Consider the following 22,856-nt stretch of genomic DNA (forward strand, 5'->3'; position numbering starts at 1 on the left):
ACCCTACGACCGGCTGACGAAAACCGTCAGGGGCCAGTCCCGTGAAAGAACGACCCCCAACGGGCGAACGACTGTCCGTGTCTAGCCGCGTGACCGGTAGTCGCGGAGCAGGCCGCGGGAGATGATCGTCTTCTGGATCTCCGAGGTGCCCTCGCCGATCAGCAGGAACGGGGCCTCGCGCATCAGGCGCTCGATCTCGTACTCCTTGGAGTAGCCGTAGCCGCCGTGGATGCGGAACGACTCCTGCGTCACCTCGGCGCAGTACTCGGAGGCGATGAGCTTGGCCATGCCGGCCTCGACGTCGTTGCGCTGACCCGAGTCCTTCAGGCGCGCGGCGTTGACCATCATGAGGTGCGCCGCCTCGACCTTGGTGGCCATCTCGGCGAGCTTGAACGCGATGGCCTGGTGCTCGGCGATGGCCTTGCCGAACGTCTTGCGCTGCTGCGAGTACTCGATCGCGAGCTCGAAGGCGCGGATCGCGATGCCGCACGCGCGGGCGGCCACGTTCACGCGGCCGACCTCGACGCCGTCCATCATGTGCCGGAAGCCCTGGCCGGAGACGCCGCCGAGGATCTGGTCGGCAGCGATCTCGAAGCCGTCGAACACCATCTCGGTGGTGTCGACGCCCTTGTAGCCCATCTTGTCGATCTTGCCGGGGATGCTGAGGCCCGGCAGGACCTCGCCGTAGCCCTCGGGCTTCTCGACCAGGAACGTCGTGAGGTTCTGGTGGGCCTTCTCGGCGCCCTCGTCGGTCTTCACCAGGACGGCGGTCAGGTTCGACGTGCCGCCGTTCGTCAGCCACATCTTCTGGCCGTTGATCGTGTAGCCGCCGGCGCCCTTCACGGCTCGCGTGCGGATCGCGGCCACGTCGGAGCCGAGCTCGGGCTCGGACATGGAGAACGAGCCGCGCACCTCGCCCGCGGCCATGCGCGGGAGGTACTTCTGCTTCTGCTCGGGCGTGCCGTGCTGCTTGAGCATGTGCGCCACGATGAAGTGGGTGTTGATGACGCCGGAGACGCTCATCCAGCCGCGCGCGATCTGCTCGACGACGAGCGCGTAGGTCAGCAGGGACTCGCCGAGGCCGCCGTACTCCTCGGGGATCGTCAGCCCGAAGAGACCCATCTCCTTCATGCCGTCGACGATGTCGGCGGGGTACGTGTCGCCGTGTTCCAGCGTCTGGGCGTGCGGGATGATTTCCTTGTCCACGAACGTGCGAACGGTCGCGAGGATTTCTTCCTGGACGTCCGTGAGACCCGCGGTCTGGGCGAGGCGCGCCATCGCACTTCCCTTCCAACGCTTTGGTTACCGGCGAGTATGGACCGGTTAACGCTCGTTTGCGACCGGGGTGTGCTCTCCGCAACAGCGAGGCGACGGCTGAACCGAAACAGCATCCCTGACAGGTGTAATGCCGCACCCGCACGCGACGAACGAGGTGGGTGGACCTTAAGATCCCGGCTCACCACTTCTAGGGGGACCCTGATGACGTACGACCCGTACAACCCGAAGCAGCCAAGCGATCCGTACGGCCAGCAGCAGCCCTACGGCCAGCCCGGTCCGTACGGCCAGCAGCAGCCGATGTACGGCTACGGCTACCAGCCACCCGTGCAGAAGCCGCAGACGAACGCGATCCTCGCGCTCGTGCTGTCGTGCGTGGGTTTCGTGTCGTGCGGCCTCACCGCCATCGCGGGCGTCATCTTCGGCCACATCGCGCTGGGACGGATCAAGCGGGGCGAGGAGGAGGGCCACGGCATGGCACTCGCCGGTGTGATCGTCGGCTACGTGGTGATCGTCGGCTGGCTGGCGTACTTCGCGTTCATCATCATCGCGATCATCGCCGCCGCGAACTCGTCGACCTACTGATCCCGGGCTCAGCCCGCGAGGGCGATCTCCAGGGCGCCACCGCAGTGGCGGCAGACGTCGGCGAACACGTGGACGTCGGCAGCGCATCCCGGGCAGCTGCGGAAGCTGCGCTCGAGCAGGTCGTCCTCGCGGCGCTTGAAGAGCCGCAGGCGTCTGCCCGCCTTGCCGTTACTCGAACGTGACATGCCTCAGAGCATGCCCCCGCACCGGGGCGAGATCGCAAACTCCGGTGACTGATTGTGCGTCACTTCACCCGTTTTGAACGCAACCCGTGACGATCGAACACGTGCAGTGACATCCGGGGTGAAGTAACGCACAATCCGTAACGACCGTGAACCAGCTCAGTCCTCGGGCGGGGTCCACACGTTCGACCGCGACATGCCCGCCGCGCGCCCCTTGCCGGAGATCACCAGCGCCATCTTGCGCGAGGCCTCGTCGATCATCTCGTCGCCGAGCATCACCGCGCCGCGCTTGCCGCCCGCCTCGGACGTGAAGTACTCGTACGCGTCGAGGATGTTCTCGGCGTGGTCGTAGTCGTCCTGCTTCGGGCTGAAGACCTCGTTGGCCGCCTCGATCTGGCCGGGGTGCAGCACCCACTTGCCGTCGAAGCCCAGCGCCGCGGAACGGCCGGCGACCCGCTTGTACCCCTCGACGTCGCGGATCTGCAGGTAGGGGCCGTCGATGGCCTGCTTGTCGTGGGCGCGCGCGGCCATCAGGATCCGCATGAGGATGTAGTGGTAGGCGTCGCCGACGTCGTAGCCGGGCGGCTGCTCGCCGACGACCAGCGACTTCATGTTGATCGACGCCATGAAGTCGGCCGGGCCGAAGATGATCGTCTCGACGCGCGGGGACGCGGTGGCGATCGCGTTGACGTTGTTCAGGCCGAGGGCGTTCTCGATCTGCGCCTCGATGCCGATCCTGCCGACCTCGTAGCCCATGGTCTTCTCGATCTGCGTGATCAGGAAGTCGAGCGCGACGACCTGCTCGGGCGTCTGCACCTTCGGCAGCATGATGCAGTCGAGGTTCGCGCCGGCGCCTTCGACGACCTCGGTGACGTCGCGGTACGTCCACTCCGTCGTCCAGTCGTTCACGCGCACGACGCGGGTCTTGTTCCCCCAGTCGCCCTCGTTGAGCGAGGCGACGATGGTCTTGCGGGCGTCGGGCTTGGCCAGCGGCGCACAGGCGTCCTCCAGGTCCAGGAACACCTGGTCCGCCGGCAGCGTGCGGGCCTTGTCGATCATCTTCTGGCTCGAACCGGGGACCGCCAGACACGAGCGACGGGGACGCTGCTGGTCGACCACTGGAGTACCTCCTCGTACCGGCCGGTAACTGTGGCGCCACAGTGGCACGCATCGTCTCCGGGCGCATATTCGCTGAGTCCCGTTTCACAGACCCTGGCAGTCTGAACCGGTGGAGATCACCCGAGTACTCGACGCGGCGCTGCGGAAGGCGGCCGCGGTCTGGATCACCTCGCCCGGCCGCGAACCCCGTCTCGTGCACGCGCATTGGCGCGACGACGCGCTGTGGGTCCTGAGCGGCGGCACCGAACCGGAGGCGCCGCTGACCGACGGCGCGGAGGTCACCGTCACCGTCCGCTCCCCCACCACGCACTCGCACCTGGTCGACGCGAAGGCCACCGCGCGGCTGGCCGAGCCCGACGAGGAGACCGCGCAGGCGCTCAAGACCGCGCGGCTCAACGCGAAACCGGCGTGGGAAGCGGTGTACCGGCTGGAGTTCAGCGCATGATCACCGTGCCGGAGGGCTTCGGCCTGGAGCTCGGCGAGGGCGCGTCCGAATGGGTCGCGGCGCTGCCGAGGCTCGCCACCAGGGCGTGCGCCCGCTGGCGGCTCACCCCGGACGGCCCGCTGATGAACGGGTTCTGCGCCGTCGTGCTCCCGGTCCGCCGCGCCGACGGGCACCCGGCAGTGCTGAAGCTGAGCTGGATCGACGACGAGACGCGCCACGAACCGCTCGCGCTGCGCCTCTACGACGGCAACGGCGCGGTCCAGCTCCTCGACCACGACGAGGAGCTCGGCGCGTTGCTGCTGGAACGCCTCGACCGGCACTCGCTCGACGACGAACCGGTCGACCTCGCGATCGGCGTGATCGGCGGCCTGCTGCGCCGCCACCGCGGCATCGAGGCGCCGGCCGAGCTCCGCCGGTTCCGCGACACCCTCCCGGCCGACCACCCCGCCGTTCCCCGCGAGCTGCTCGACGCCGCCCGCGAAGCCGGCACCAGGCCGATGGGCACGACCCTCGTCAACGAGGACCTGCACTACCAGAACGTGCTGCGCGGCGACCGCGAACCGTGGCTGGTGATCGACCCGAAGCCGCTGTCCGGCGACCCCGAGTACTGCATGATCCCGTTGCTGTGGAACAGGTTCGACGAGCTGGACGGGCCCAAGGGGCTGACCGGCAGGTTCCTCGCGATCTGCGACGCCGGGGAGCTGGACGTGGCGAAGGCGCGGGACTGGACGCTGCAGCGGGCCGTCGCCAACTGGATCTGGTGCCTGGAGGAGAACGTGGAGAAGGTCGCGGTGATCTGCGCCGACATCGCCCGGTGGGCGGCACGCACGTGATCTAGCCTGGTGGTTGTGGTTGCCGTGAACCGGGTCTACATCGCTCAGCTGGCCGGACTCCCCGTCTTCGGCCCCGACGGCGAACCCGTCGGCAAGGCCCGCGACGTCGTGATCAGCCTGCGCATCGACCGGCAGCCGCCGCGCGTGCTCGGCATGGTCATCGAGCTCGTGACGCGCCGGCGGATCTTCGTGCCGATGCTGCGCCTCACCTCGATCGAGCCGAACGCCGTGACGCTCGCGACGGGGTCGGTGAACCTGCGGCCGTTCCACCAGCGGGTCAACGAGGTCCTGGTGATCGGCGAGCTGCTCGACGCCAAGATCCAGCTCGACGACGGCGGCACGGCGGTGGTCGTGGACGCCGCGATGGAGCTCACCCGCACCCGCGACTGGCGCATGGTCCGCGTGGCGGGCCGGGAGCGCACCGGCAGGTTCGGCCTCAAGGGCCCGGTCCAGGTGTGGAACTGGGAGGACGTCGGCGGCCTGAGCGTCAACGAGATCGCGGGCCAGCCGCAGGGTGCGCACCAGCTCGTCGCGGTCTTCGAGGGCATGCGCGCGGCGGACGTCGCGCACGCACTGCACGAGCTGCCTCCCAAGCGCCGCCACGAGGTGGCGGACGCGCTGGACGACGAACGGCTCGCGGACGTCATCGAGGAACTGTCCGAAGAGGACCAGAAGGACGTCCTGTCGCACCTGGACGAGGAACGCGCCGCGGACGTCCTGGAAGCGATGAACCCGGACGACGCGGCAGACCTGCTGAGCGAGCTCTCCGAGGGCACCAAGGACCGGCTCCTGGAGCTGATGGAACCCGAGGAGTCCGAACCGGTCCGGCGCCTGCTCGAGTACTCGTTCGACACGGCCGGCGGCCTGATGACACCGGAGCCGATCATCCTCACGCCGGACGCGACGATCGCGGAAGCGTTGGCACGGGTGCGAAACCCCGACCTCACGCCCGCGCTGGCGTCGATGGTCTTCGTGTGCCGCGCCCCCTCCGCGACGCCGACGGGCCGCTACCTCGGCTGCGTGCACATCCAGCGGCTGCTGCGCGAACCGCCGTTCGACCTCGTCGCCGGAGTGCTCGACACGGACATGGCGCGCCTGCCCCCGAACGCCTCGCTGAGCGACGTGACGCGCTACTTCGCCACCTACAACCTGGTGTGCGCCCCGGTGCTCGACGAGGCCGAGCACCTGCTCGGCGCCGTCACCGTGGACGACGTGCTGGACCACCTGCTGCCGGACAACTGGCGCGAGACGGGACTGAGCCATGCCTGAAGTACTGCCCCGGCGCAGACTCGACCAGCCGCGCGAACCGAGGAGCTTCCGGTTCTCGGTCGACCCGGACGCGTTCGGTCAGCTCTCCGAACGGCTCGCGCGCTTCCTGGGCACCGGCAAGTTCCTGTTCTGGCAGACGTTGCTCGTCGTCGCCTGGATCACGGTGAACCTCGTGGCGGTGTCACTGCGGTGGGACCCGTACCCGTTCATCCTGCTGAACCTGGCCTTCTCGACACAGGCCGCCTACGCCGCGCCGCTGATCCTGCTGGCGCAGAACCGGCAGGACGACCGGGACCGGGTGTCGCTGGAGGAGGACCGCAAGCGGGCGGCGCAGACCAAGGCGGACACCGAGTACCTGGCGCGCGAACTGGCCGCGGTGCGGCTGGCCCTCGGCGAGGTGGCGACGCGCGACTTCATCCGCGGGGAGCTCGAAAAGCTGGTGAAGGAGCAGAACAACCTCAAGAAGGTCCGGCCTTGACGCCGCCGGACCCGCTCACGGACTGACGCGGCCGCTCGCCACCAGGTCGTCCAGCACGTCGTGGATCGCGGGAGCCGTTTCGGCGTGCGCGCGGTACTCGTCGCGCGTCACCCAGGTCAGCTCGGCGATCTCGCCGGTGGGCCGCGGCGTGCCGAGCAGCTGTGCCGTGAAGCAGGTCATGTCGACGACCGCGCCTTCGCCCTCGCCGTACGCGGGTGCGACGTAGCGCTTCAGCTCGGCGGGATCGCGAGCCTCGACGCCCAGTTCTTCCGAGACCTCCCGGCGAAGCGCCTCGACCGGTGTCTCGTCGGGCTCGATCTTGCCGCCGGGGAGGTAGAAGGCCTTCTTGTTGCGTGAGCGCACAACGAGGAGGCGGCCAGCCTCGACGTGCACGAGTCCCACCACCGTGATCACGGGAACACGTCGTCCGCTGCCAGGCGGTCGCACGTGCGGCCGAAGGCCTCGAGCTCACCGGGGCCGAAGCTCTCCCCGAAGTGCTCGGCGACGCCGGCCAGGTGGGTGGTGGAAGCGCTGCGCAGACGTTCGGCGCCCAGAGGTGTGAGCACGGCCACGATGCCGCGTCCGTCACCGTCTGCGCGTTCGCGACCGACGAGGCCCGCGCGTTCCAGGCGGTCCACGAGGCGGGTCACGCCAGAGCGGGACAGCAGGACGGCGTCGGCCAGCTCGGTCATGCGCAGGCGCGTGGAAGGCGACTCGGCCAGTTGGACCAGCACGTCGTACGCCGCGAGCGATAGGCGCTGCTCAGCAATCAGTTCGGCCTCGAGGACCCTCGTGATCCGTGCATGCGCGCGGAGGAACGATCGCCACACCCCTAGCTCGACACGGGTGGGCAACCGGGAACTACCCGATTCCGGCACGGGCGTCGATGTTACGGACAGCGGCCACTCCACTACGACCTGACCCTGTGCTGGAAAGTGACCGGCCGGTAGGACGGGCCTGAACCGGACGTAGCATGGATCGGTGACCACCACGCAGCCCCTCCCCACCGTCGAGGACGTCCGCAAGGCGCTCGCCGGTGTGCAGGACCCCGAGATCCGCCGCCCGATCACCGAGATCGGCATGGTCAAGGACGTCGAGGTCGGCGCGGACGGTGCCGTTGTGGTCGGCGTCTTCCTGACAGTCGCCGGGTGCCCGATGCGCGACAAGATCACGGCCGACGTCACCACCGCGGTCTCCGCCCTCGACGGCGTGTCGTCGGTCCGGGTGGACCTCGACGTGATGAGCGACGCCCAGCGCACCGAGCTGCGCAAGACGCTGCGCGGCGGCACCGAGGAGCCGGTCATCCCGTTCGCCCAGCCGGGATCGCTGACGCGCGTGTACTGCGTCGCGTCCGGCAAGGGCGGCGTCGGCAAGTCCTCGGTGACCGTGAACCTCGCGGTGGCGATGGCGGCCCGCGGGCTGTCGGTCGGCATCGTCGACGCCGACATCTACGGCCACTCGATCCCGCGCATGCTCGGTGCGGACGGCCGCCCCACCCAGGTCGAGAAGATGATCATGCCGCCGCAGTCGCACGGCGTGAAGGTCATCTCGATCGGCATGTTCACGCCGGGCAACACCCCGGTCGTGTGGCGCGGGCCGATGCTGCACCGGGCGTTGCAGCAGTTCCTCGCGGACGTGTTCTGGGGCGACCTCGACGTGCTGCTGCTCGACCTGCCGCCCGGCACCGGTGACGTCGCGATCTCCGTGGCGCAGCTCGTGCCGAACGCCGAGATCCTGGTCGTGACGACGCCGCAGCAGGCCGCCGCCGAGGTGGCCGAGCGGGCCGGGTCGATCGCGCTGCAGACCCGTCAGCGGGTCGCGGGCGTCATCGAGAACATGTCGTGGCTCGAGATGCCCGACGGCTCGCGCATGGAGGTCTTCGGCTCCGGTGGCGGCGAGGCCGTCGCGGAGTCGCTGTCGAAGGCGATCGGGTCCGAGGTGCCGCTGCTCGGCCAGGTGCCGCTCGACCCGCGCCTGCGGGAGAACGGCGACACCGGCACGCCGATCGTGAAGGCCGTGCCGGACTCGGCCGCCGCGCGGGTGCTGTCCGAGGTGGCGACGAAGCTGAGCGTGCGGTCGCGCGGCCTGGCGGGCCGGCTGCTGAACGTCTCCCCCGCCGGCCGCTAGAGCCGGCTCCCGACACGGAGAAGGGGCCCTGCCGAGCGAGTCGGCGGGGCCCCTTCTCCACGAGCTCAGGTGGCGTCCGGGTCGTACGGCGGCCGCTCGCCCGGCGCGAGCGGGCGTTGCTCGGCCGCGGGCGGGGTCGGGGGCGTCGGGTAGCCGTTCGACTTGGTCGTCGGCTCCGGGTCCTCGAACAGGTGCTTGGCCACCGCGCGCTTCGGGTCGAAGTTGCGCAGCTCGCGCAGGTCCTCGAGGGGCTTGCGGAGCTGTTCGAACTCCGGGCCCATCTCCTGCTTGAGCTGTTCGCGGGCGCCGGTCGCGTACTCGCGGACCTGGCGGACCGTCTTGCCGAGCCACGCCGCGGCGGACGGCAGGCGTTCGGGCCCCAGGATGAAGAGACCCGCGACCACGATGATGAGGATCTCCACCCATCCGATGCTGTCGAACACGGGCCCCAGCCTACTTGTCAGTCGCTCTTCAGCGTCACGTCGAGTTTGAGCTCACGGCCCTGCCTGGCGAGCACGACCTGCACGGTTTCGCCGATCTCGTGCTCCCTGACCGCCACGACCAGTTCGGCGGCGTTGCGGACCATGCGGTCGCCCACCTTGGTGATCACGTCGCCCTCCTGGATGCCGGCGGCGGCCGCGGCACCTCCGGCGGGGACGTTCTGGACCTGGGCGCCCTCGGAGGTCTCGGCGGACACGCTCTTCACGTTGACGTTCATGTCCGCGTGCTTCACCGAGCCGTTGCGGATCAGCTCCTGGCTGATCTTGCGGGCCTGGTTGCCGGAGATCGCGAAGCCGAGGCCGACGGAGCCGCCCGTCTCGGTGCGGATCGACGAGTTGATGCCGACCAGGGCGCCGCGCGAGTCGACGAGCGCACCACCCGAGTTGCCGGGGTTGATCGCGGCGTCGGTCTGGATGGCGTCGTAGGTGACCTGCGGGCCGCCGTTCTCGCCCGCCGCCGTCACGGGGCGGTGCAGCGCGGAGACGATGCCCTCGGTGACGGTGTTGGAGAGCTGCAGCGGCGAGCCGATGGCGATCACGCTGTCGCCCACCTGGAGCTCGTCGGAGTTGCCGAACTGCAGGACGGTCGGGTTGGTGACCTCGACCTTGATGACGGCGAGGTCGGTCTTCGGGTCGCGGCCGACGACGCGGGCCTGGGCCCTGGTGCCGTCGGTGAAGATGGCGCTGAGCTTGGCCGACGTGTCCTGGGCCGCGGGGGCCACGACGTGGTCGTTGGTCAGGATGTAGCCGCCGCCGTCGATGACGACGCCGGAGCCGACGCCCGCGACGTTGGCCCCCTTGAACTCGATGGACACCACGCTCGGCGTCACGCGCTTCGCGATGTCGGAGATCGAGCCGGCCGGGCGCTCCTTGCCCTCGGCGATCTCGGCGAGGGTCACGGTGGAGTCGGTCAGCGGGTTGCCCGCGCGGCCGATCAGCCAGCCGACGAGACCGCCGACCGCGCCGAGCACCAGCGCGACCGTCAGCAGCAGCGCGAGGGCCGCCGGCTTCACGCGGCGGCCGAAGAGCAGTTCGGGGACGCTCAGCTGCGGGCCGGGCCCTGGCTTGCGCTCGGGTTCGCCGGGAGGTTCCTCGCCGACGGCGGGCGGGCCGATCACGGCGCCGGACGCCGGGTCGCGCCACGGGTCGCCCGCGGGCTTGTCGCCCCAGAAGACGGGGTCGATGTCCGGGTCGGGGCTGGAGGTGGGCTGCGGCGGGCGTTGCAGCAGTTCCGAGGAGCCCTGGCGGCCGAACGCCGTCACGAGGGACTCCGGGGGCGGCGGCGCCGTCTGGAGCAGGGGCGCGGGCACGTCCCGCGAGGCGAACGCCCCGGCGACTCCGGCAGGACGGCCGAAGGCGGTCGCGTGCGCGGGGTCCACCGGCGGCTGCGCCAAGGGGCGGGGCCGGAGCCTGCGGTGCGCTCCGTCGTCCACTCCGGAAACGGGTGTGGACGTCTGGCCGTTGGGCGACTGCTGGCTCATCTCTCCCCGAATTTTTCCGCTAGGAGTGCTGAACCACAGCGTGCCTCACGAACAGTGAAATGACTGTCAGGGGGTGGTGGCGAAGACGGCGCCGGCCTTCTGCGGCGCGGCGGGCGCGGGCGGGGCCTCGCTCTCCGGCGTGGTGAACGCGAGCGCGCCGAGCAGCATGCCGCTCACGACGACGCCGGCCCCTTGGCGGGCGCGGCGGCCGTTGAACCAGCCGGTGCTGCCCAGGGGTCTGGACGACCCCAGCACCGGTCCGGCGCCGAACGCGGGCTTGTCCGTGCGCTGGACGGCGACGAACTGGCCGTCCTCGGTGATCGCGAGCCCGTCCGGGGCGGACGGCAGCTCGACCTCCTGGGGAATGGCACCGAGCCTGTCCAGCAGCGACGCCGGCGCGGTGGGCGTCGAGGCGGTGCGCACCGCGGCGCGCGCCTGCTGCTGGGTGTAGGCCTCGAAGGCGCAGAAGCCGCACCGCTGGATGTGCGCCGAGGCTCGTTCGTGGGCGGTCGGGGAAAGCTCCCCGTCCACGAACGCCACCACGGCGTCCAGCGCCAGGTGCTGCTCAGGCAGTCCCCAACCACGGAGGTCGGTCATGCAGTGTCCTCCAGCAACGATTCCCGACGACGGCGTTCGAGAGCGACCTTCAGGGCCTGACGGCCCCGGTGGATCCTGCTCCTCACGGTACCCATCTTGACCCCGAGCGTGGCACCGATCTCCTCGTAGGAGAGCCCTTCCACGTCGCAGAGCACGACCGCGGCGCGGAACTCCGGCGGGAGCTCGTCCAGCGCGGCCTGCAGGTCGGGGTCGAGGTGGTTCTCGTCGTAGATCTCCTCGGGGGACAGGTCGTCACCCTCGAGGCGGTCGTTGTCCTCGGGCAGCGCCTCCATGCGGACACGGCTGCGACGGCGGGCCATGTCGAGGAAGAGGTTGGTGGTGATGCGGTGCAGCCACCCCTCGAAGGTGCCCGGCTTGTACGACGCGAGCGAGCGGAAGACGCGGATGAACGTCTCCTGCGTCAGGTCCTCGGCGTCGTGCTGGTTGCCGGTCAGGCGGTACGCGAGCCGGTAGACCCTGTCCGCGTGCTCGCGGACGATGGAGTCCCACGAGGGCGGCGTCCAGTCGGCCGTCTCGATGGGCGCGACGGCCTCCGGAGAACTCGACTGCGTGCGCATCAGGTGTTTCGGCACCTCCATGTGGGCCGCCCGGCGACCCTCGTGCGGCTCAACGGACGGCGGGTCCGGCTTGTTCCCGACCAGAGCCTGGCTTCTTGCCTCTGTACCTTCTCCTGCCCGCTTTAAACGATGGTGAGAGAGGGCTGAGAGCACCCTGAGAATCTCGGTTCGGGCCGCGTTCACCCGTTTTGGGCACAGAGGGCACTAGCCTGCTTACCCGTGACCTCGGAATCGGCCCTGCGGGAGTACGTCGAGCAGTACCTCCCCGAGGACGACGTGCACCTGGCGGCGCGCGCACGCGGCCAGGAACTGGGCTGCGTGCCCATCGGCGCGGGCGGAGGCGCCGCACTGCGGTTCCTCGCGACCGCACTCCAGGCCCGCGCGGTGGTCGAGATCGGCACCGGCGCGGGCACCAGCGGCCTCTACCTCCTGGCGGGGATGCCCAGGTCGGGCATCCTGACCTCGATCGACGTGGACCCCGACCACCAGCGCGCCGCCCGCGAGGCCTACGCGGCCGCCGGCATCTCGCCCTCGCGCACCCGCCTGATCATGGGCAAGGCGCTGGAGGTCCTGCCGAGGCTCACCGACGCCGCGTACGACCTCGTCTTCGTGGACGCCTACAAGCCGGAGTACCCGCGGTACCTCGAACACGGGGTCCGCATGCTCCGGCCGGGCGGCGTCATCGCGTTCGACAACGTCCTGTGGCACGGCTCGGTGGTCGACCCCTCGAAGCGCGACGAGTCGACCCAGGCGATGCGGGACATCGCACGGCTGGTCAGGGAGGACGACCGGCTCGTGCCCGTCATCCTGCCGCTGGGTGACGGCCTGCTGGTCGCCGCGCGTCGTCCCTGAGGACCGGACGGTGTCCCGCGTGGAGAGCCGGAGGCACCCGCTCTCCACGACGGCGGTCATCCCGAGGCCGTCGACGACGGCGACCCTCGTGGGCCGCCGGTTCGAGGGTCAGGACGACGTCAGGCCGACCGGCTGCTGACGCCGCCGGCTCAGTAGGCCCGGACGCCCTTGCCGAGGACCGTGACGCCACCGGCGCTGACCGTGTAGCGCTCGCGGTCCATCGGCGCGTCCACACCGATCAGCGCACCGTCGGGCACCACGACGTTCTTGTCCAAGATGGCCCGCCGCACGACGGCGCCCTTGCCGATCCGGACGCCGGGCAGCAGCACCGACCCCTGGACCACGGACCCGACCTCGACCGTCACGTCCGAGGAGATCACCGACCCGTGGATCTTCCCGGAGATGATCGACCCGGGACCGACCATCGAGTCCTCGGCGGACCCGCCGGCGATGAACTTGGCCGGGGGCAACGGCGGCGTGGCCGTCCGGATGGGCCACAGCTGGTTGTAGAGGTTGAAGATCGGGTGGACCGAGACGAGGTCCATGTGGGCGTCGTAGTAGGCGTCGATCGTCCCGACGTCGCGCCAGTACCCGCGGTCCCGGTCCGTGGCGCCGGGAACCTCGTTGTCCTGGAAGTCGTAGACGTGCGCCTTCCCGCGGTCCACCAGCATGGGGATGATGTCGCCGCCCATGTCGTGGTCCGAGTCGGGGTTCAGCGCGTCCCCGCGCAGCGCGTCCAGCAGCGCCTCGGTCGTGAAGACGTAGTTGCCCATCGACGCGAAGGTGACCTCCGGGTCGTCCGGCACGTGCGGCGGCTCGGACGGCTTCTCCAGGAAGCGCGTGATCTTGCCGGAGGCGTCGGAGTCGATGCAGCCGAAGGCCTTGGCCTCGTTGCGCGGCACGCGGATGCCGGCGACGGTCACGGCCGCGCCCGACTCGACGTGCTGCGAGATCATCTGGCCAGGGTCCATCCGGTACACGTGGTCGGCACCGAAGATGACCACGTGGTCCGGCTTCTCGTCGTGGACGAGGTTGAGCGACTGGAAGATCGCGTCGGCGGACCCCGTGTACCAGCGCGGGCCCAGGCGTTGCTGGGCCGGGACCGGCGTCACGTACTGACCGAGCACATTGGACAGGCGCCACGTCGTCGAGATGTGGCGGTCCAGCGAGTGCGACTTGTACTGCGTCAGCACGCAGAGCTTGGCGAGCCCGGCGTTGACGAGGTTCGACAGCACGAAGTCGACCAGCCGGTAGTTGCCCCCGAAGGGCACAGCCGGTTTCGCGCGGTCCGCCGTCAGTGGCCACAGGCGCTTGCCCTCACCACCGGCTAGCACAATTCCGAGAACGTGCGGCTGACCCTTCACAGCATGTGACCCTATCCGTGCGATCGTTCTCGAACCAGACGCAAAGCGGTTCATCCCAACACCTGTGCCGGTGATCTACGGTGAGTGCGTGCGAGTTGCGTTGCTGACACGGGAGTACCCGCCGGAGGTCTACGGCGGAGCGGGCGTGCACGTGGGATTCCTCGTGCCGCACCTCCGCGAGCTCGTGGACGTCGACGTGCACTGCTTCGGTGCGCCGAGATCGGACGCCACGGCCCACAACCCGCCGCACAGCCTGGAGCAGGCGAACGCGGCTCTCACGACCCTCGCCGTCGACCTGGAAATGGCCGCGAACATCTCCACGGCGAACCTCGTCCACTCGCACACGTGGTACGCCAACATGGGCGGTCACCTGGGCAAACTCCTCCACGGCATCCCCCACGTGGTCACGGCGCACTCGCTCGAGCCGCGCCGGCCGTGGAAGGCCGAGCAGCTCGGCGGCGGGTACCGGATCTCGTCGTGGGCGGAGCGCACGGCGTACGAACACGCCGACGCGGTCATCGCCGTGAGCGAGGGGATGCGGGCCGACGTGCTCGACGCGTACCCCGCTCTGGACCCCGCCAAGGTGCACGTGGTCCGCAACGGGATCGACAGCAACGCGTACCGCCCCGTTGCCGAAACGGACGCCCTGACGTCACGCGGAATCGACCCGGAAAAGCCGATCGTGGCCTTCGTGGGAAGGATCACCCGCCAAAAAGGTTTGAGCCACCTCGTGGCCGCCGCGCACCACGTGGACCCCGAGGCGCAGATCGTCCTGTGCGCCGGAGCGCCCGACACCCCGGAGATCGCCGAGGAGATCCGGACGGCGGTGAGCGAGCTCGCCGAGATGCGGACGGGTGTCTTCTGGATCCAGAAGATGCTGCAGCCCGCCGAGATCCGGCAGATCCTCAGCCACGCGACGGTGTTCGTGTGCCCGTCGGTCTACGAACCGCTGGGCATCGTGAACCTGGAGGCGATGGCGTGCGGCACCGCGGTCGTCGCGAGCGACGTCGGCGGCATCCCCGAGGTCGTGGTCCACGGCGAGACGGGCCTTCTCGTGCACTACGACGAGCGGGATGTGTCGACATATCGACTCGAATTGGCCCAGTCCATCAACGAACTGATCACAGACCCGGAGCGCGCGAAGCGGTTCGGGGCAGCCGGGCGCACCCGCGCCGAGCAGGACTTCTCGTGGGCGACGATGGCCGCCCAAACCGTCGAGGTGTACCGCAGTGTGATCTGAGCCACACTCTTCCGGGGCAACCCTGACGAGTGAGGACCGCCTTTAACCAGTAGTGACGTTGTGGCTTCAACTGGTGAGGGGCGCGAGGACTGTGCGTGCTGGGGTGCTGGGTCTGACGGTCCTCCTCGCGGTGACTGGATGCGCCACAGCCCCGGCCACACAGCCCACGGCCGTCCAGCTCACCGTCGACGGCCGCAAGCTCGCCGACGCCTCCGACCTGCAGTCCCTCGCCGAGTCCCAGCTGGCCTACACGCTGGAGTACGGCTACGTGGCACGGGCCGGCGCCGCCGCCGTCAGCTGCTGGTTCGCCAGGACGGGCGTCGAGTCCGAGGTCGACAAGCGGCTGTGGTGCGGGCCGGTCCAGGTTCCCGGCACCGGCACCGGCACCGACTGGGTGCCCGTGCCGCTCAAGGAAATCACCAAGACGGATGACGAGGTCCGTTACGAGGTGCAGTCGCCGCAGGTGCCGGAGAAGGGCAACCGCAGCACGCCGGACGGGATGCTCGTGCGCACCGACGGCAAGGAGTTCGACCCGAAGAAGCAGCAGGACCTGACCGCCGGCCGCGACTTCCTCGCCGTGCTGCCCGACGACGGCAAGCGCACCAACGTCGACCTCGGGCTCGGCGACGCCGACGTCAAGCTGCGCGACGACCTGCTCGGCACCGCCGTCACCGGCTGGGCGAACCCGGACATCTGGTTCACCGCCGAGGGCACGCTGCGCGCGGAGACCGGCTCGCGGCTGCGGGTCGTACGGATGAAGGTCGAGAAGCTCAACGAGACGGACAGCGGTTTCCAGCGCACCAACTGGCAGGGCTTCGCCCCGCAGCCGTCCGAGCTCGCGCTGGAGGTACCGGGCAAGCGCCAGGTCCTGCCGCCCGAGCGGCTGCCCGCGAACGGCTCGGTCTTCGTCGTCTACACCGTGCCGGACCCGCAGGAGGGCACCGAGTCGCTGACGCTCGGCACGCTCGGCGCCAAGTCGCTGGAGCAGCGCGCCGAGGTGCCGTCCGGCAAGCGCACCGACAGCCCGCCGCCGGTGCTCAAGCGCGCCGCCGGTCCCGCCCAGTTCGCCGAGCGGACGCAGAAGGTCCGCTTCGGCGACCGCGAGCTCGGCATGAAGGTCACCGGCGTGAAGCTCGGCCGCCAGCGCCCGGTCAAGCTCGGCGAGGGCCAGTACGACGTCGCCACGATCTCCGCCGCGGACAAGGCGTTGCTGGAGGTGCGGTTCGAGGCCGTCGGCACCCTGCCCGACACCGCGGGCGGCCTGTGGACCAAGGACCTGATCACCGTGACGCTGCCGGACGGCTCGACGGCCCCGCAGGTCGGCGCCCGCTACGACGGCGGCCCGCTGCCGTTCGCGGTCGTGGTCGAGGTCCCCGCGGACGTCCGTTCGGCCTCGGTCGGCATGGTCGAGGGCACCCTGGAGCTGCCGCGCCTCGGCAGGACGGCGATCGCCCCGGCCGACTCGCGCGTCACCCTCGCGCTGGAGTTCTGAGCCAGCACGGCGGTCAACGCGAGCCAGCCGAGGACCACCAGCACCAGTCCCGTCCAGCCCCACTCCTCGTAGGCCGTGCTGCCGGACGTGCCGCCGATGCTGCTGCCCACGTAGAACCCGGCGAGGTACAGCCCCGCCGCGTGGCCGCGGGCGTGCTCCGGGGCGCGGGCGCTGACCCAGCCGCTCGCCGTGGTGTGCGAGGCGAAGAACCCGGCGGTGACGACCGCCAGGCCAAGGGGCACCCACACGAGGCTCGCCAGCGCGCCGGCGGCGACCACGCCGATGCACAGCAGCAGCACCCGGCCGCGGCCGAACCGGTCGGCCAGCCTGCCCGCGAACGCCGCGGCGGTGCTGCCGAAGCCGTAGAAGAGGAAGACCAGCGTCTCGAGCCACGCCGGGCCGGTGAGCTGGAAGCCGGCGACGTTGTAGAACGAGATGAACGTGCCGACGAGCAACATGGCGACGACGTACAACGACAGCAGCACCGGGTCCTTCAAGGCCGCCTTCATGCCGCTGGGCGCCCGCTTGGGCCCGTGCTGGGCCCCGGGCAGCAGGAACACCACGACCAGCGCCGCGACCAGCCCGAACACCCCGGCGAGCAGCACGGAGCCGCGCCACCCGAGCCAGTCGGACGCCATGCCCGCGACGAGCCGTCCCGCCATGCCCCCGAGGCTGTTCCCGGCGATCATCGCGCCGGTCGCGGCCCCGAGCTTGCGCGTGTCCAGCTCGTCGGCGAGGTAGGCCATGGACGCCGCGGGCACACCGGCGGCCGCGACGCCCTGCAGCACGCGCAGGACCAGGAAGACCTCGTAGTTCGGCGCCAGCGGCAGCACGAGCCCGAGCAGGGCCGCGACCAGCACGCTGACGACGATCACCGGCCGCCGCCCGGCGCGTTCGGACAGCATCGCGATCGGCAGGACCGCCACGGCCAGCGCGAGGGTCGCCGCGGACAGCGCGAGCGAGGCCGCGGCCGGTCCCAGCCCGTACTCGGCGGCGATCTGCGGCATGACCGGCTGCGGGGTGTAGAGCAACGCGAAGCTCGCGAACCCCGAGGCGGCGACGGACGCGGTCAACCTGTTCACCCGTCCGACGCTAAGCCATACGTCCAATACGGAAATGGGCCAGAATTAATCCGTGGACGAATCGGACCTGGCCCCGAAGCTGGCGGTGTTGAAAGCCCTCGCCGCGGAGGAGCACGTGACTCGGGTCGCAGAACGCCTCGGGGTCCCCCAGCCGACGGTCAGCAGGTGGGTCGCGGAGCTCGGCGACCGGCTCGGCGCGCCGCTGCTCGTGAGGTCCGGCCGCCGGGTCCGCCTCACCCGCGCGGGCCGGTTGCTCGCCGACGCCGCCACCCGGTCGCTGGCCGTGCTCGAACCGGGCCTGCGCGAGGTCGAGGAGGAGCTCGACCCGGAGAAGGGCCGCGTCGTGCTGGGCTTCCTGCACATGCTCGGTCGCGCGATCGTGCCGGAGCTGGTCCGCGGCTACCGGGCCGAGCACCCGCACGTGCGGTTCGGCCTGGTCCAGAACGCACGGCAGCCCGTGGTCGACAAGCTCGTGAGCGGCGAGATCGACCTCGCGCTGGTCGCCCCGCCGCCCGCCGGTCCCGAGTTCGAGTCGGTGGTCGTGTTCGAGCAGCCGCTGATCGTCGTCGTGCCGGCGGGGCACCGGCTCGAGTCCCGCGGGTCGGTGCGCTTCGAGGACCTGGCCGACGAGGACCTGATCACCCTGGAGCACGGCTACGGCCTGCGCCAGATCACCGACGACATGTGCGCGGCGGTGGGCTTCGCGCCGCGCTACGTCTTCGAGTGCCAGGAGATCGAGACCGTGCGCGGGCTGGTGGCGGCGGGTCTCGGCGTGGCGCTGCTCACCCACGCCGAGTTCGCGCCGCCTCCCGGGCTGCGGGAGCTGTCACTGACCCCGCGCACCGGCCGGACGTTCGGGCTGACGTGGTTGCGGGACAACCCGCTGACGCCCGCCGTCCGCGCGTTCCGCGACCACGCCCTGAGGACTCACGGCGTCCAGGCCTGAGTCCCCGACCAGGTGCGCAGGTACGACTCGGCGCCGCTCAGCATGTCCCGGACGAGCTGGTCGCCCCCGAGCTGGCGGACCCTCTCGACCCAGTCCGGCAGCAGGCCGATGTGCGCGCCGCCGTCGACGTTGATGTCCCAGACGCGCTCGCCGGTGCGCTGCCGGTCGACCAGCGGGCCCTCGGGGAAGGTGCGGAACGGGTAGGTCACGCCGGTCTGCGGTGCCGGGTGCGAGCCCACGCCGTTGTAGTCGGAGCCGAACCCGATGCCCACGTCGTACTTGCGGCGCAACGGCTCCGCGGCGGCGGCCTGCGCGACGTACCCGGCGGGGTCGTTCTCGTAGCCCGCGACGAACCCACCGAGCTCGTAGACCTTCTCGGTCCACTGGGCGTCCATCCAGCTGTGGCTCGACACGATGCCCGGGAACCCCGCCTGCGCGGCGAGGTCGAGCGTGCGCCCGGCGGCCTTCACGCTCATGTGGTCGATCTCGATCATCATGTGCCTGCGCATCATGGCCTGCACCGCGTACTCGCCGAGCGACGTCAGCCCGCGCACGTTGCAGCGCTTGGCCGGGTCGTAGGCGGGAGCCACGACCCCGGCGGGGATCAGCGCGTTCGGGCCGGCGGTGCCGATCGGGTTGTCCTGCTGCGGTCCCTCGCACCGCTCGGTCTGCCACCACTGGCCGGTGCGCAGGAACTGGCCCGCGTTGATCACGCCGCCCTGCGTGCCCGAGTCGAACCGGACGCCGCACAGCGCGTTGTCGAACTTGTGGCAGAGGAACGCGCTGCGCACGCCGAGCGCGTGGACCTCGTCCAGCCCGCGGTCGATGTCGGCCCGGCTGCACAGCGGGACGTCGAGGAACGTCCGGCAGCCGAACAGCTCCGAGGTCTCGATGCCGAGCACCACCGCGAGCTTGCCCTGGGCGATCACCTCGCGGGCCTGCTCGGACGACGTGACGATGCGGAACCAGCCCTTGCCGGGCCCGCCGAACTGCCCGTCGACGAACGCCTGCAGCTCGTAGGTGCGCTGGGCCTGCAGCCGCACCGACGCCATCTCGTCGCAGCCTCGGTCCTTGAACGGGTGGATGACGCACAAGGTGGCGTTGCTGGTCAGGTCGGTGACCAGAACGCGCTGCCCGCCGCGCCAGGCCCGTTCCAGCCAGGCGTAGTAGTTCTGCTGGTGCGAGACCGTCGTGTCGGAGGGCCAGTCCTCGAACGTCGGCCAGCCCACTGGGTCGTGGCCGTCCAGGTCGCCCGTGACGATCGCCTCGAAGATCGCGCCGAGGCCCGCCGGGTGGTGCTCGGGGCAGTCCTGGAGAGCATCCGCGACGCCCTGCTCGGAGAACGGCTTGCCGCAGATAAGACGGCCGCCGAAGCCCTCGTTCGTCATCAGGTGGTTGTGCGCGTCGACGAACCCGCGCACCCGGCCCCGGCCGTCCGTTCCCCGGAACGGCTCGCCGGTCACGTTGATCTGCGAGTCCGGTGCCGGCCGGGCCACCGGTTCCCACCAGGGCGAGCTCGCCGCGGCGGGGGACGACGACGCCACGACCAGCGAGACGGCGAGAGCCAGGCGGAGTAACACGAGCGCTCCTCTACGACGGTGTGAAGGAGCTCACATCATGCCGTGGAACGCGGCCGTCTCGTATCGGCGGATCGGAGGGACTAACGCGAATATTTTTCAGCCAGCTCGACCAGGGTCCGCGCACCGAACCCGGTGGCTCCGGCCACGACCTCGTCGTACACCTTCTCCGACCGCGCCGGGCCCGCGATGTCGAGGTGCGCCCACGGCACGTCGCCCGCGAACTTCTGCAGGAACAGCGCCGCCGTGATGCCGCCGGGGCCGGGAGGGCACTGCCGGTAGTCCGCGATCTCGCTGTCGACGGCGCTGACGTGCTCCTCGAGCAACGGCATCCGCCACCACCTCTCGCCGACGCCCGCCCCCGCGGCGATGACATCGGCCGCGAGACCGTCGGAGGAGCTGAACACGCCGCCCGTGCGCAGACCGAGCGAGACCTTCATCGCGCCGGTCAGCGTCGCGACGTCGACGAGCAGGTCCGGCTTCAGGTTGCGCACCGCGTACGCCATCGCGTCGGCCAGGACCATGCGGCCCTCGGCGTCGGTGTTCGTCACCTCGGTGGTCGCGCCGCCGTAGTGGCGCACGACGTCGCCCGGCCGGTACGCCGAGCCGCTCACGTGGTTCTCCGCGCACGGCACGAGGCCGGTCACCCTGATCGGCAGCTGCCTGCGGGCCACGGCCAGCAGGGCGGAGATCACCGCGCCGCCCCCCGCCATGTCGGTGCGCATCAGGTGCATGCCGTCGGCGGGCTTCACCGAGATGCCACCCGTGTCGAACGTGATGCCCTTGCCGACGAAGACCAGGTGCGGGCCGGTGCTGCCGTAGGTCAGCTCCAGCAACCGCGGCGGGCGGGACGAGCCGCCACCGACCGCGAGCACGCCGCCGAAGCCCTGCTGCCGCAGCCACTTCTCGTCGCGCACGGTGGCGGTGAGGCCGTCGACCCTGTCGGCGAGCTTGGCCGCGGTCGTCGCGAGCCAGCGCGGGTCCTTGACGTTGGACGGCGCGTTGGCGAGGTCGCGGGTCAGCGCGGTGGCCGTGGCGAGCGCGTGGGCCTTCAGGGCGGCGGAGGTGAGCACCTCTTCGAAGCCCGTGTCGGCCGTGATCAGCCGCAACGAGCCGACCCGCCGGGGAGCCTCCTCGCCGGTGACCTTGAAGCGGTAGCCGCCGAGCGCCGCGCCCAGCACGAACGCGCGCACCTTCTCGGCGTCGAAGTCGGGGGTCAGCAGGACGTCGGCGGTCTTGGGAGCGTCCTCACCGCTCAGCGCCCGCGCGAGGGCGGCGCCTGCCGTGCGGTAGTCGGAGAGCGTGCCGGTGCCCACGCCGAGGGTCCACCTGTCGTCGTGGCGCACCGCCTCACCGGCCTTGCCGGTCAGGTCGGAGACGTCGATGCCGTCGCCACCCGGCCCCAGCGCCGGTCCCGTGCCCGTGAGCACGACCGACGGGACGTTGCGGCGCGAGGTGGTGGCCACCTCGACGTCCACGAGCTTGGTGGGCACTGACGGGACCGTCGACGCCACGGTGGGACCTCCCTGAATGCATTGACAAGCGTTCATTCTCGCCCAGGCCTCCGATGCGGCTCACCTGGGGCGAGAACGAAGCGATGCCCCGGTCTCCACTGTGGAAACCGGGGCTCGAACTGCTTCCTCGCCGGGTGCCTCAGCCGACGGCGGCCTTCAGCGCGTCGCCCAAGGCGCTGGCCTCGTCCGCCGACATCTCGACGACAAGGCGCCCACCACCCTCGAGCGGCACGCGCATGACGATGCCGCGTCCCTCCTTGGTGACCTCGAGGGGACCGTCGCCGGTCCGGGGCTTCATGGCCGCCATCGCGTGCTCCCTCCGTCAACATCTTCCCCGTCCGGCCAGGCCGGATCTGCTCCATTCTCCCCTATCGCGACTCAGGGACGAAACCGAACCGATCTTTTGGCGAGTCCCGGTCACATTTGTCGATCTTGACTTGTCGCTGTTCACCGCGCGTTTTCACGACAAGGCAACACTTTCGGCACGGCTGGGCGCGGCGTGACAGACTCAGCAGGGTGCGAGCCCGTTCCGCGCTCTTCGACGTCTACGGTGGCCACCTGCGCGAACGCGGTGGCGCCGCCACCATCGCCGCGCTCGTCCGGTTGCTCGAACCCCTCGGCTTCGCCGCGCCGGCCGTCCGCACGGCCGTCTCCCGCACCGTCCGGCAGGGCTGGTTGCAGCCCGCGCGGCTCCCTGACGGGCCCGGATACGCGATGACACCTCGCGGGGAACGACGGCTCGACGAGGCCGCCGCCCGCATCTACCGCACCCGGCCGTCCACCTGGGACGGTCGCTGGCACGTCGTCGTGCTGGAGGAGCTGCCCGGCCGCGACTCGCGCGACCACCTGGCGTCGGAACTGCAGCTGCTCGGCTACGGCGCCCTCGGACCTGTGACGTGGATCGCGCCCCGGCCCTCCCCGGAGCTGGCCGACGTGCTGGCGGCCGAGGAGGTCGCCGCACGAACTTTTCACGGTTCACACGACGGTGAGGACGCCGAGCTGGCCTCGAAGGCCTGGGACCTGGCCGAGCTGGGCCGCGACTACGCCGCGTTCGTCGCCCACTGGGGCGCTCAGGTGTCCGTTGTGGACGAAACGGACGACGCGGCGGCGTTCGCGGCGTCACAGCAGCTGTTGCACGCGTGGCGCAAGTTCCTGTTCCGCGATCCCGGTCTTCCTGCTGAACTGTTGCCACCGGACTGGCCGGGCCACGTGGCAGCGTCGTTCTTCGACGAACAGACGCTGCGGCTGGCGCCGGGCACGAGCCGCTTCGTCGACGAGTGCCTGCGGCCGGTGCGCAACGTTTCCACAGCTTGATGGAGG

General features: G+C 70.5%; 24 protein-coding genes. 10 read left to right on the plus strand and 14 right to left on the minus strand.

Going from position 1 to position 22,856, the window contains the following annotated elements; genetic code table 11:
* Positions 1–81 precede the first annotated feature (81 nt).
* On the minus strand, positions 82–1,278 hold the full coding sequence (locus tag L6E10_RS15860; RefSeq protein ID WP_236220293.1) for an acyl-CoA dehydrogenase family protein: 1,197 nt from the start codon (positions 1,276–1,278) through the stop codon (positions 82–84).
* A gap of 201 nt (positions 1,279–1,479) precedes the next feature.
* Between L6E10_RS15860 and L6E10_RS15865 the strand changes: the two genes are divergently transcribed.
* A complete protein-coding gene (locus tag L6E10_RS15865; RefSeq protein WP_236220294.1) occupies positions 1,480–1,860 on the plus strand; it encodes a DUF4190 domain-containing protein in 381 nt (126 codons plus the stop codon).
* An 8-nt stretch (positions 1,861–1,868) separates the two neighbouring features.
* On the opposite strand, the gene L6E10_RS15870 is transcribed toward L6E10_RS15865, so the two are convergent.
* Together L6E10_RS15870 and L6E10_RS15875 are read right to left on the minus strand one after the other, a co-directional pair.
* Positions 1,869–2,045, minus strand: a complete 177-nt coding sequence (locus tag L6E10_RS15870; RefSeq protein WP_177220969.1) for a hypothetical protein — start codon at positions 2,043–2,045, stop codon at positions 1,869–1,871.
* 156 nt (positions 2,046–2,201) lie between these two features.
* A complete protein-coding gene (locus L6E10_RS15875; protein ID WP_236220295.1) occupies positions 2,202–3,161 on the minus strand; it encodes a CoA ester lyase in 960 nt (319 codons plus the stop codon).
* Between the two features lie 109 nt (positions 3,162–3,270).
* Between L6E10_RS15875 and L6E10_RS15880 the strand changes: the two genes are divergently transcribed.
* From L6E10_RS15880 to L6E10_RS15895, 4 genes are read left to right on the plus strand one after another with little or no spacing between them, the layout of a single operon-like run.
* Complete coding sequence (locus tag L6E10_RS15880) at positions 3,271–3,606, plus strand: hypothetical protein (protein WP_236220296.1); 336 nt, start codon at positions 3,271–3,273, stop codon at positions 3,604–3,606.
* Complete coding sequence (locus tag L6E10_RS15885; RefSeq protein WP_236220297.1) at positions 3,603–4,439, plus strand: aminoglycoside phosphotransferase family protein; 837 nt, start codon at positions 3,603–3,605, stop codon at positions 4,437–4,439. Before L6E10_RS15880 ends, L6E10_RS15885 begins: the two co-directional genes overlap by 4 nt.
* A gap of 15 nt (positions 4,440–4,454) precedes the next feature.
* Positions 4,455–5,708: a magnesium transporter MgtE N-terminal domain-containing protein gene (locus tag L6E10_RS15890; protein WP_236220298.1), complete on the plus strand. Its 1,254-nt coding sequence runs from the start codon at positions 4,455–4,457 to the stop codon at positions 5,706–5,708.
* On the plus strand, positions 5,701–6,186 hold the full coding sequence (locus tag L6E10_RS15895) for a DUF1003 domain-containing protein (protein ID WP_236220299.1): 486 nt from the start codon (positions 5,701–5,703) through the stop codon (positions 6,184–6,186). Before L6E10_RS15890 ends, L6E10_RS15895 begins: the two co-directional genes overlap by 8 nt.
* 15 nt (positions 6,187–6,201) lie before the next feature.
* Here the strand turns inward: L6E10_RS15895 and L6E10_RS15900 are convergent, their stop codons facing one another.
* On the minus strand, positions 6,202–6,600 hold the full coding sequence (locus tag L6E10_RS15900) for an NUDIX domain-containing protein (RefSeq protein ID WP_236220300.1): 399 nt from the start codon (positions 6,598–6,600) through the stop codon (positions 6,202–6,204).
* Positions 6,597–7,064, minus strand: a complete 468-nt coding sequence (locus L6E10_RS15905) for a MarR family winged helix-turn-helix transcriptional regulator (protein WP_236220301.1) — start codon at positions 7,062–7,064, stop codon at positions 6,597–6,599. Before L6E10_RS15905 ends, L6E10_RS15900 begins: the two co-directional genes overlap by 4 nt.
* Before the next feature lie 103 nt (positions 7,065–7,167).
* On the opposite strand from L6E10_RS15905, the gene L6E10_RS15910 reads away from it, so the two are divergent.
* Positions 7,168–8,313 carry an Mrp/NBP35 family ATP-binding protein gene (locus L6E10_RS15910; protein ID WP_236220302.1) on the plus strand — a complete coding sequence of 382 codons (1,146 nt, stop codon included), beginning with the start codon at positions 7,168–7,170 and terminating at the stop codon, positions 8,311–8,313.
* Between the two features lie 65 nt (positions 8,314–8,378).
* Here the strand turns inward: L6E10_RS15910 and tatB are convergent, their stop codons facing one another.
* The 4 genes from tatB to sigE form a co-directional block, all read right to left on the minus strand.
* On the minus strand, positions 8,379–8,756 hold the full coding sequence (gene tatB / locus L6E10_RS15915) for a Sec-independent protein translocase protein TatB (RefSeq protein ID WP_236220303.1): 378 nt from the start codon (positions 8,754–8,756) through the stop codon (positions 8,379–8,381).
* 17 nt (positions 8,757–8,773) lie between these two features.
* Entirely contained in the window at positions 8,774–10,294 is a 1,521-nt protein-coding gene (locus tag L6E10_RS15920) for a S1C family serine protease (RefSeq protein WP_236220304.1), read from the minus strand.
* A 66-nt stretch (positions 10,295–10,360) separates the two neighbouring features.
* Positions 10,361–10,891, minus strand: a complete 531-nt coding sequence (locus L6E10_RS15925; protein WP_236220305.1) for an anti-sigma factor — start codon at positions 10,889–10,891, stop codon at positions 10,361–10,363.
* A complete protein-coding gene (gene sigE, locus L6E10_RS15930; protein WP_236220306.1) occupies positions 10,888–11,469 on the minus strand; it encodes an RNA polymerase sigma factor SigE in 582 nt (193 codons plus the stop codon). Before sigE ends, L6E10_RS15925 begins: the two co-directional genes overlap by 4 nt.
* A 219-nt stretch (positions 11,470–11,688) precedes the next feature.
* On the opposite strand from sigE, the gene L6E10_RS15935 reads away from it, so the two are divergent.
* On the plus strand, positions 11,689–12,321 hold the full coding sequence (locus L6E10_RS15935) for an O-methyltransferase (protein ID WP_236220307.1): 633 nt from the start codon (positions 11,689–11,691) through the stop codon (positions 12,319–12,321).
* Between the two features lie 149 nt (positions 12,322–12,470).
* Here L6E10_RS15935 and glgC read toward each other — a convergent pair whose 3' ends face one another.
* Entirely contained in the window at positions 12,471–13,685 is a 1,215-nt protein-coding gene (gene glgC / locus L6E10_RS15940; RefSeq protein ID WP_236220308.1) for a glucose-1-phosphate adenylyltransferase, read from the minus strand.
* An 88-nt stretch (positions 13,686–13,773) separates the two neighbouring features.
* Here glgC and glgA point away from each other — a divergent pair, with 88 nt between their 5' ends.
* On the plus strand, positions 13,774–14,925 hold the full coding sequence (glgA, locus tag L6E10_RS15945; RefSeq protein ID WP_236220309.1) for a glycogen synthase: 1,152 nt from the start codon (positions 13,774–13,776) through the stop codon (positions 14,923–14,925).
* A 1,329-nt stretch (positions 14,926–16,254) separates the two neighbouring features.
* Here the strand turns inward: glgA and L6E10_RS15950 are convergent.
* Positions 16,255–17,499, minus strand: coding sequence for an MFS transporter (locus L6E10_RS15950; RefSeq protein WP_236220310.1), 1,245 nt, complete (start codon positions 17,497–17,499; stop codon positions 16,255–16,257).
* Positions 17,500–17,551: 52 nt separating this feature from the next.
* On the opposite strand from L6E10_RS15950, the gene L6E10_RS15955 reads away from it, so the two are divergent.
* Positions 17,552–18,445, plus strand: coding sequence for a LysR family transcriptional regulator (locus L6E10_RS15955; RefSeq protein WP_236220311.1), 894 nt, complete (start codon positions 17,552–17,554; stop codon positions 18,443–18,445).
* On the opposite strand, the gene L6E10_RS40340 is transcribed toward L6E10_RS15955, so the two are convergent.
* The 3 genes from L6E10_RS40340 to L6E10_RS15970 form a co-directional block, all read right to left on the minus strand.
* The gene (locus tag L6E10_RS40340) at positions 18,427–20,025 is read right to left on the minus strand and encodes a membrane dipeptidase (protein ID WP_236220312.1); all 1,599 of its coding nucleotides are present in this window, start codon (positions 20,023–20,025) and stop codon (positions 18,427–18,429) included. The genes L6E10_RS15955 and L6E10_RS40340 overlap by 19 nt on opposite strands.
* Before the next feature lie 80 nt (positions 20,026–20,105).
* Entirely contained in the window at positions 20,106–21,572 is a 1,467-nt protein-coding gene (locus L6E10_RS15965; protein ID WP_236220313.1) for a M17 family metallopeptidase, read from the minus strand.
* 103 nt (positions 21,573–21,675) lie between these two features.
* Positions 21,676–21,843 (minus strand): DUF3117 domain-containing protein, encoded by a 168-nt coding sequence (locus L6E10_RS15970; protein ID WP_090099723.1) that lies wholly within the window; start codon positions 21,841–21,843, stop codon positions 21,676–21,678.
* A gap of 209 nt (positions 21,844–22,052) precedes the next feature.
* Between L6E10_RS15970 and L6E10_RS15975 the strand changes: the two genes are divergently transcribed.
* The gene (locus L6E10_RS15975) at positions 22,053–22,850 is read left to right on the plus strand and encodes a PaaX family transcriptional regulator C-terminal domain-containing protein (RefSeq protein ID WP_236220314.1); all 798 of its coding nucleotides are present in this window, start codon (positions 22,053–22,055) and stop codon (positions 22,848–22,850) included.
* Positions 22,851–22,856 lie beyond the last annotated feature (6 nt).

It is taken from the genome of Lentzea sp. CC55, assembly GCF_021056325.1.
Lineage (GTDB): Bacteria > Actinomycetota > Actinomycetes > Mycobacteriales > Pseudonocardiaceae > Lentzea > Lentzea jiangxiensis.

Coding starts and splice junctions, on each gene's coding strand:
- L6E10_RS15860 (WP_236220293.1), bottom strand. CDS start 1,278: ATGGCGCGCCTCGCCCAGACCGCGGGTCTCACGGACGTCCAGGAAGAA.
- L6E10_RS15865 (WP_236220294.1), top strand. CDS start 1,480: ATGACGTACGACCCGTACAACCCGAAGCAGCCAAGCGATCCGTACGGC.
- L6E10_RS15870 (WP_177220969.1), bottom strand. CDS start 2,045: ATGTCACGTTCGAGTAACGGCAAGGCGGGCAGACGCCTGCGGCTCTTC.
- L6E10_RS15885 (WP_236220297.1), top strand. CDS start 3,603: ATGATCACCGTGCCGGAGGGCTTCGGCCTGGAGCTCGGCGAGGGCGCG.
- L6E10_RS15895 (WP_236220299.1), top strand. CDS start 5,701: ATGCCTGAAGTACTGCCCCGGCGCAGACTCGACCAGCCGCGCGAACCG.
- L6E10_RS15920 (WP_236220304.1), bottom strand. CDS start 10,294: ATGAGCCAGCAGTCGCCCAACGGCCAGACGTCCACACCCGTTTCCGGA.
- L6E10_RS15925 (WP_236220305.1), bottom strand. CDS start 10,891: ATGACCGACCTCCGTGGTTGGGGACTGCCTGAGCAGCACCTGGCGCTG.
- sigE (WP_236220306.1), bottom strand. CDS start 11,469: ATGCGCACGCAGTCGAGTTCTCCGGAGGCCGTCGCGCCCATCGAGACG.
- L6E10_RS15965 (WP_236220313.1), bottom strand. CDS start 21,572: ATGAACGCTTGTCAATGCATTCAGGGAGGTCCCACCGTGGCGTCGACG.
- L6E10_RS15970 (WP_090099723.1), bottom strand. CDS start 21,843: ATGGCGGCCATGAAGCCCCGGACCGGCGACGGTCCCCTCGAGGTCACC.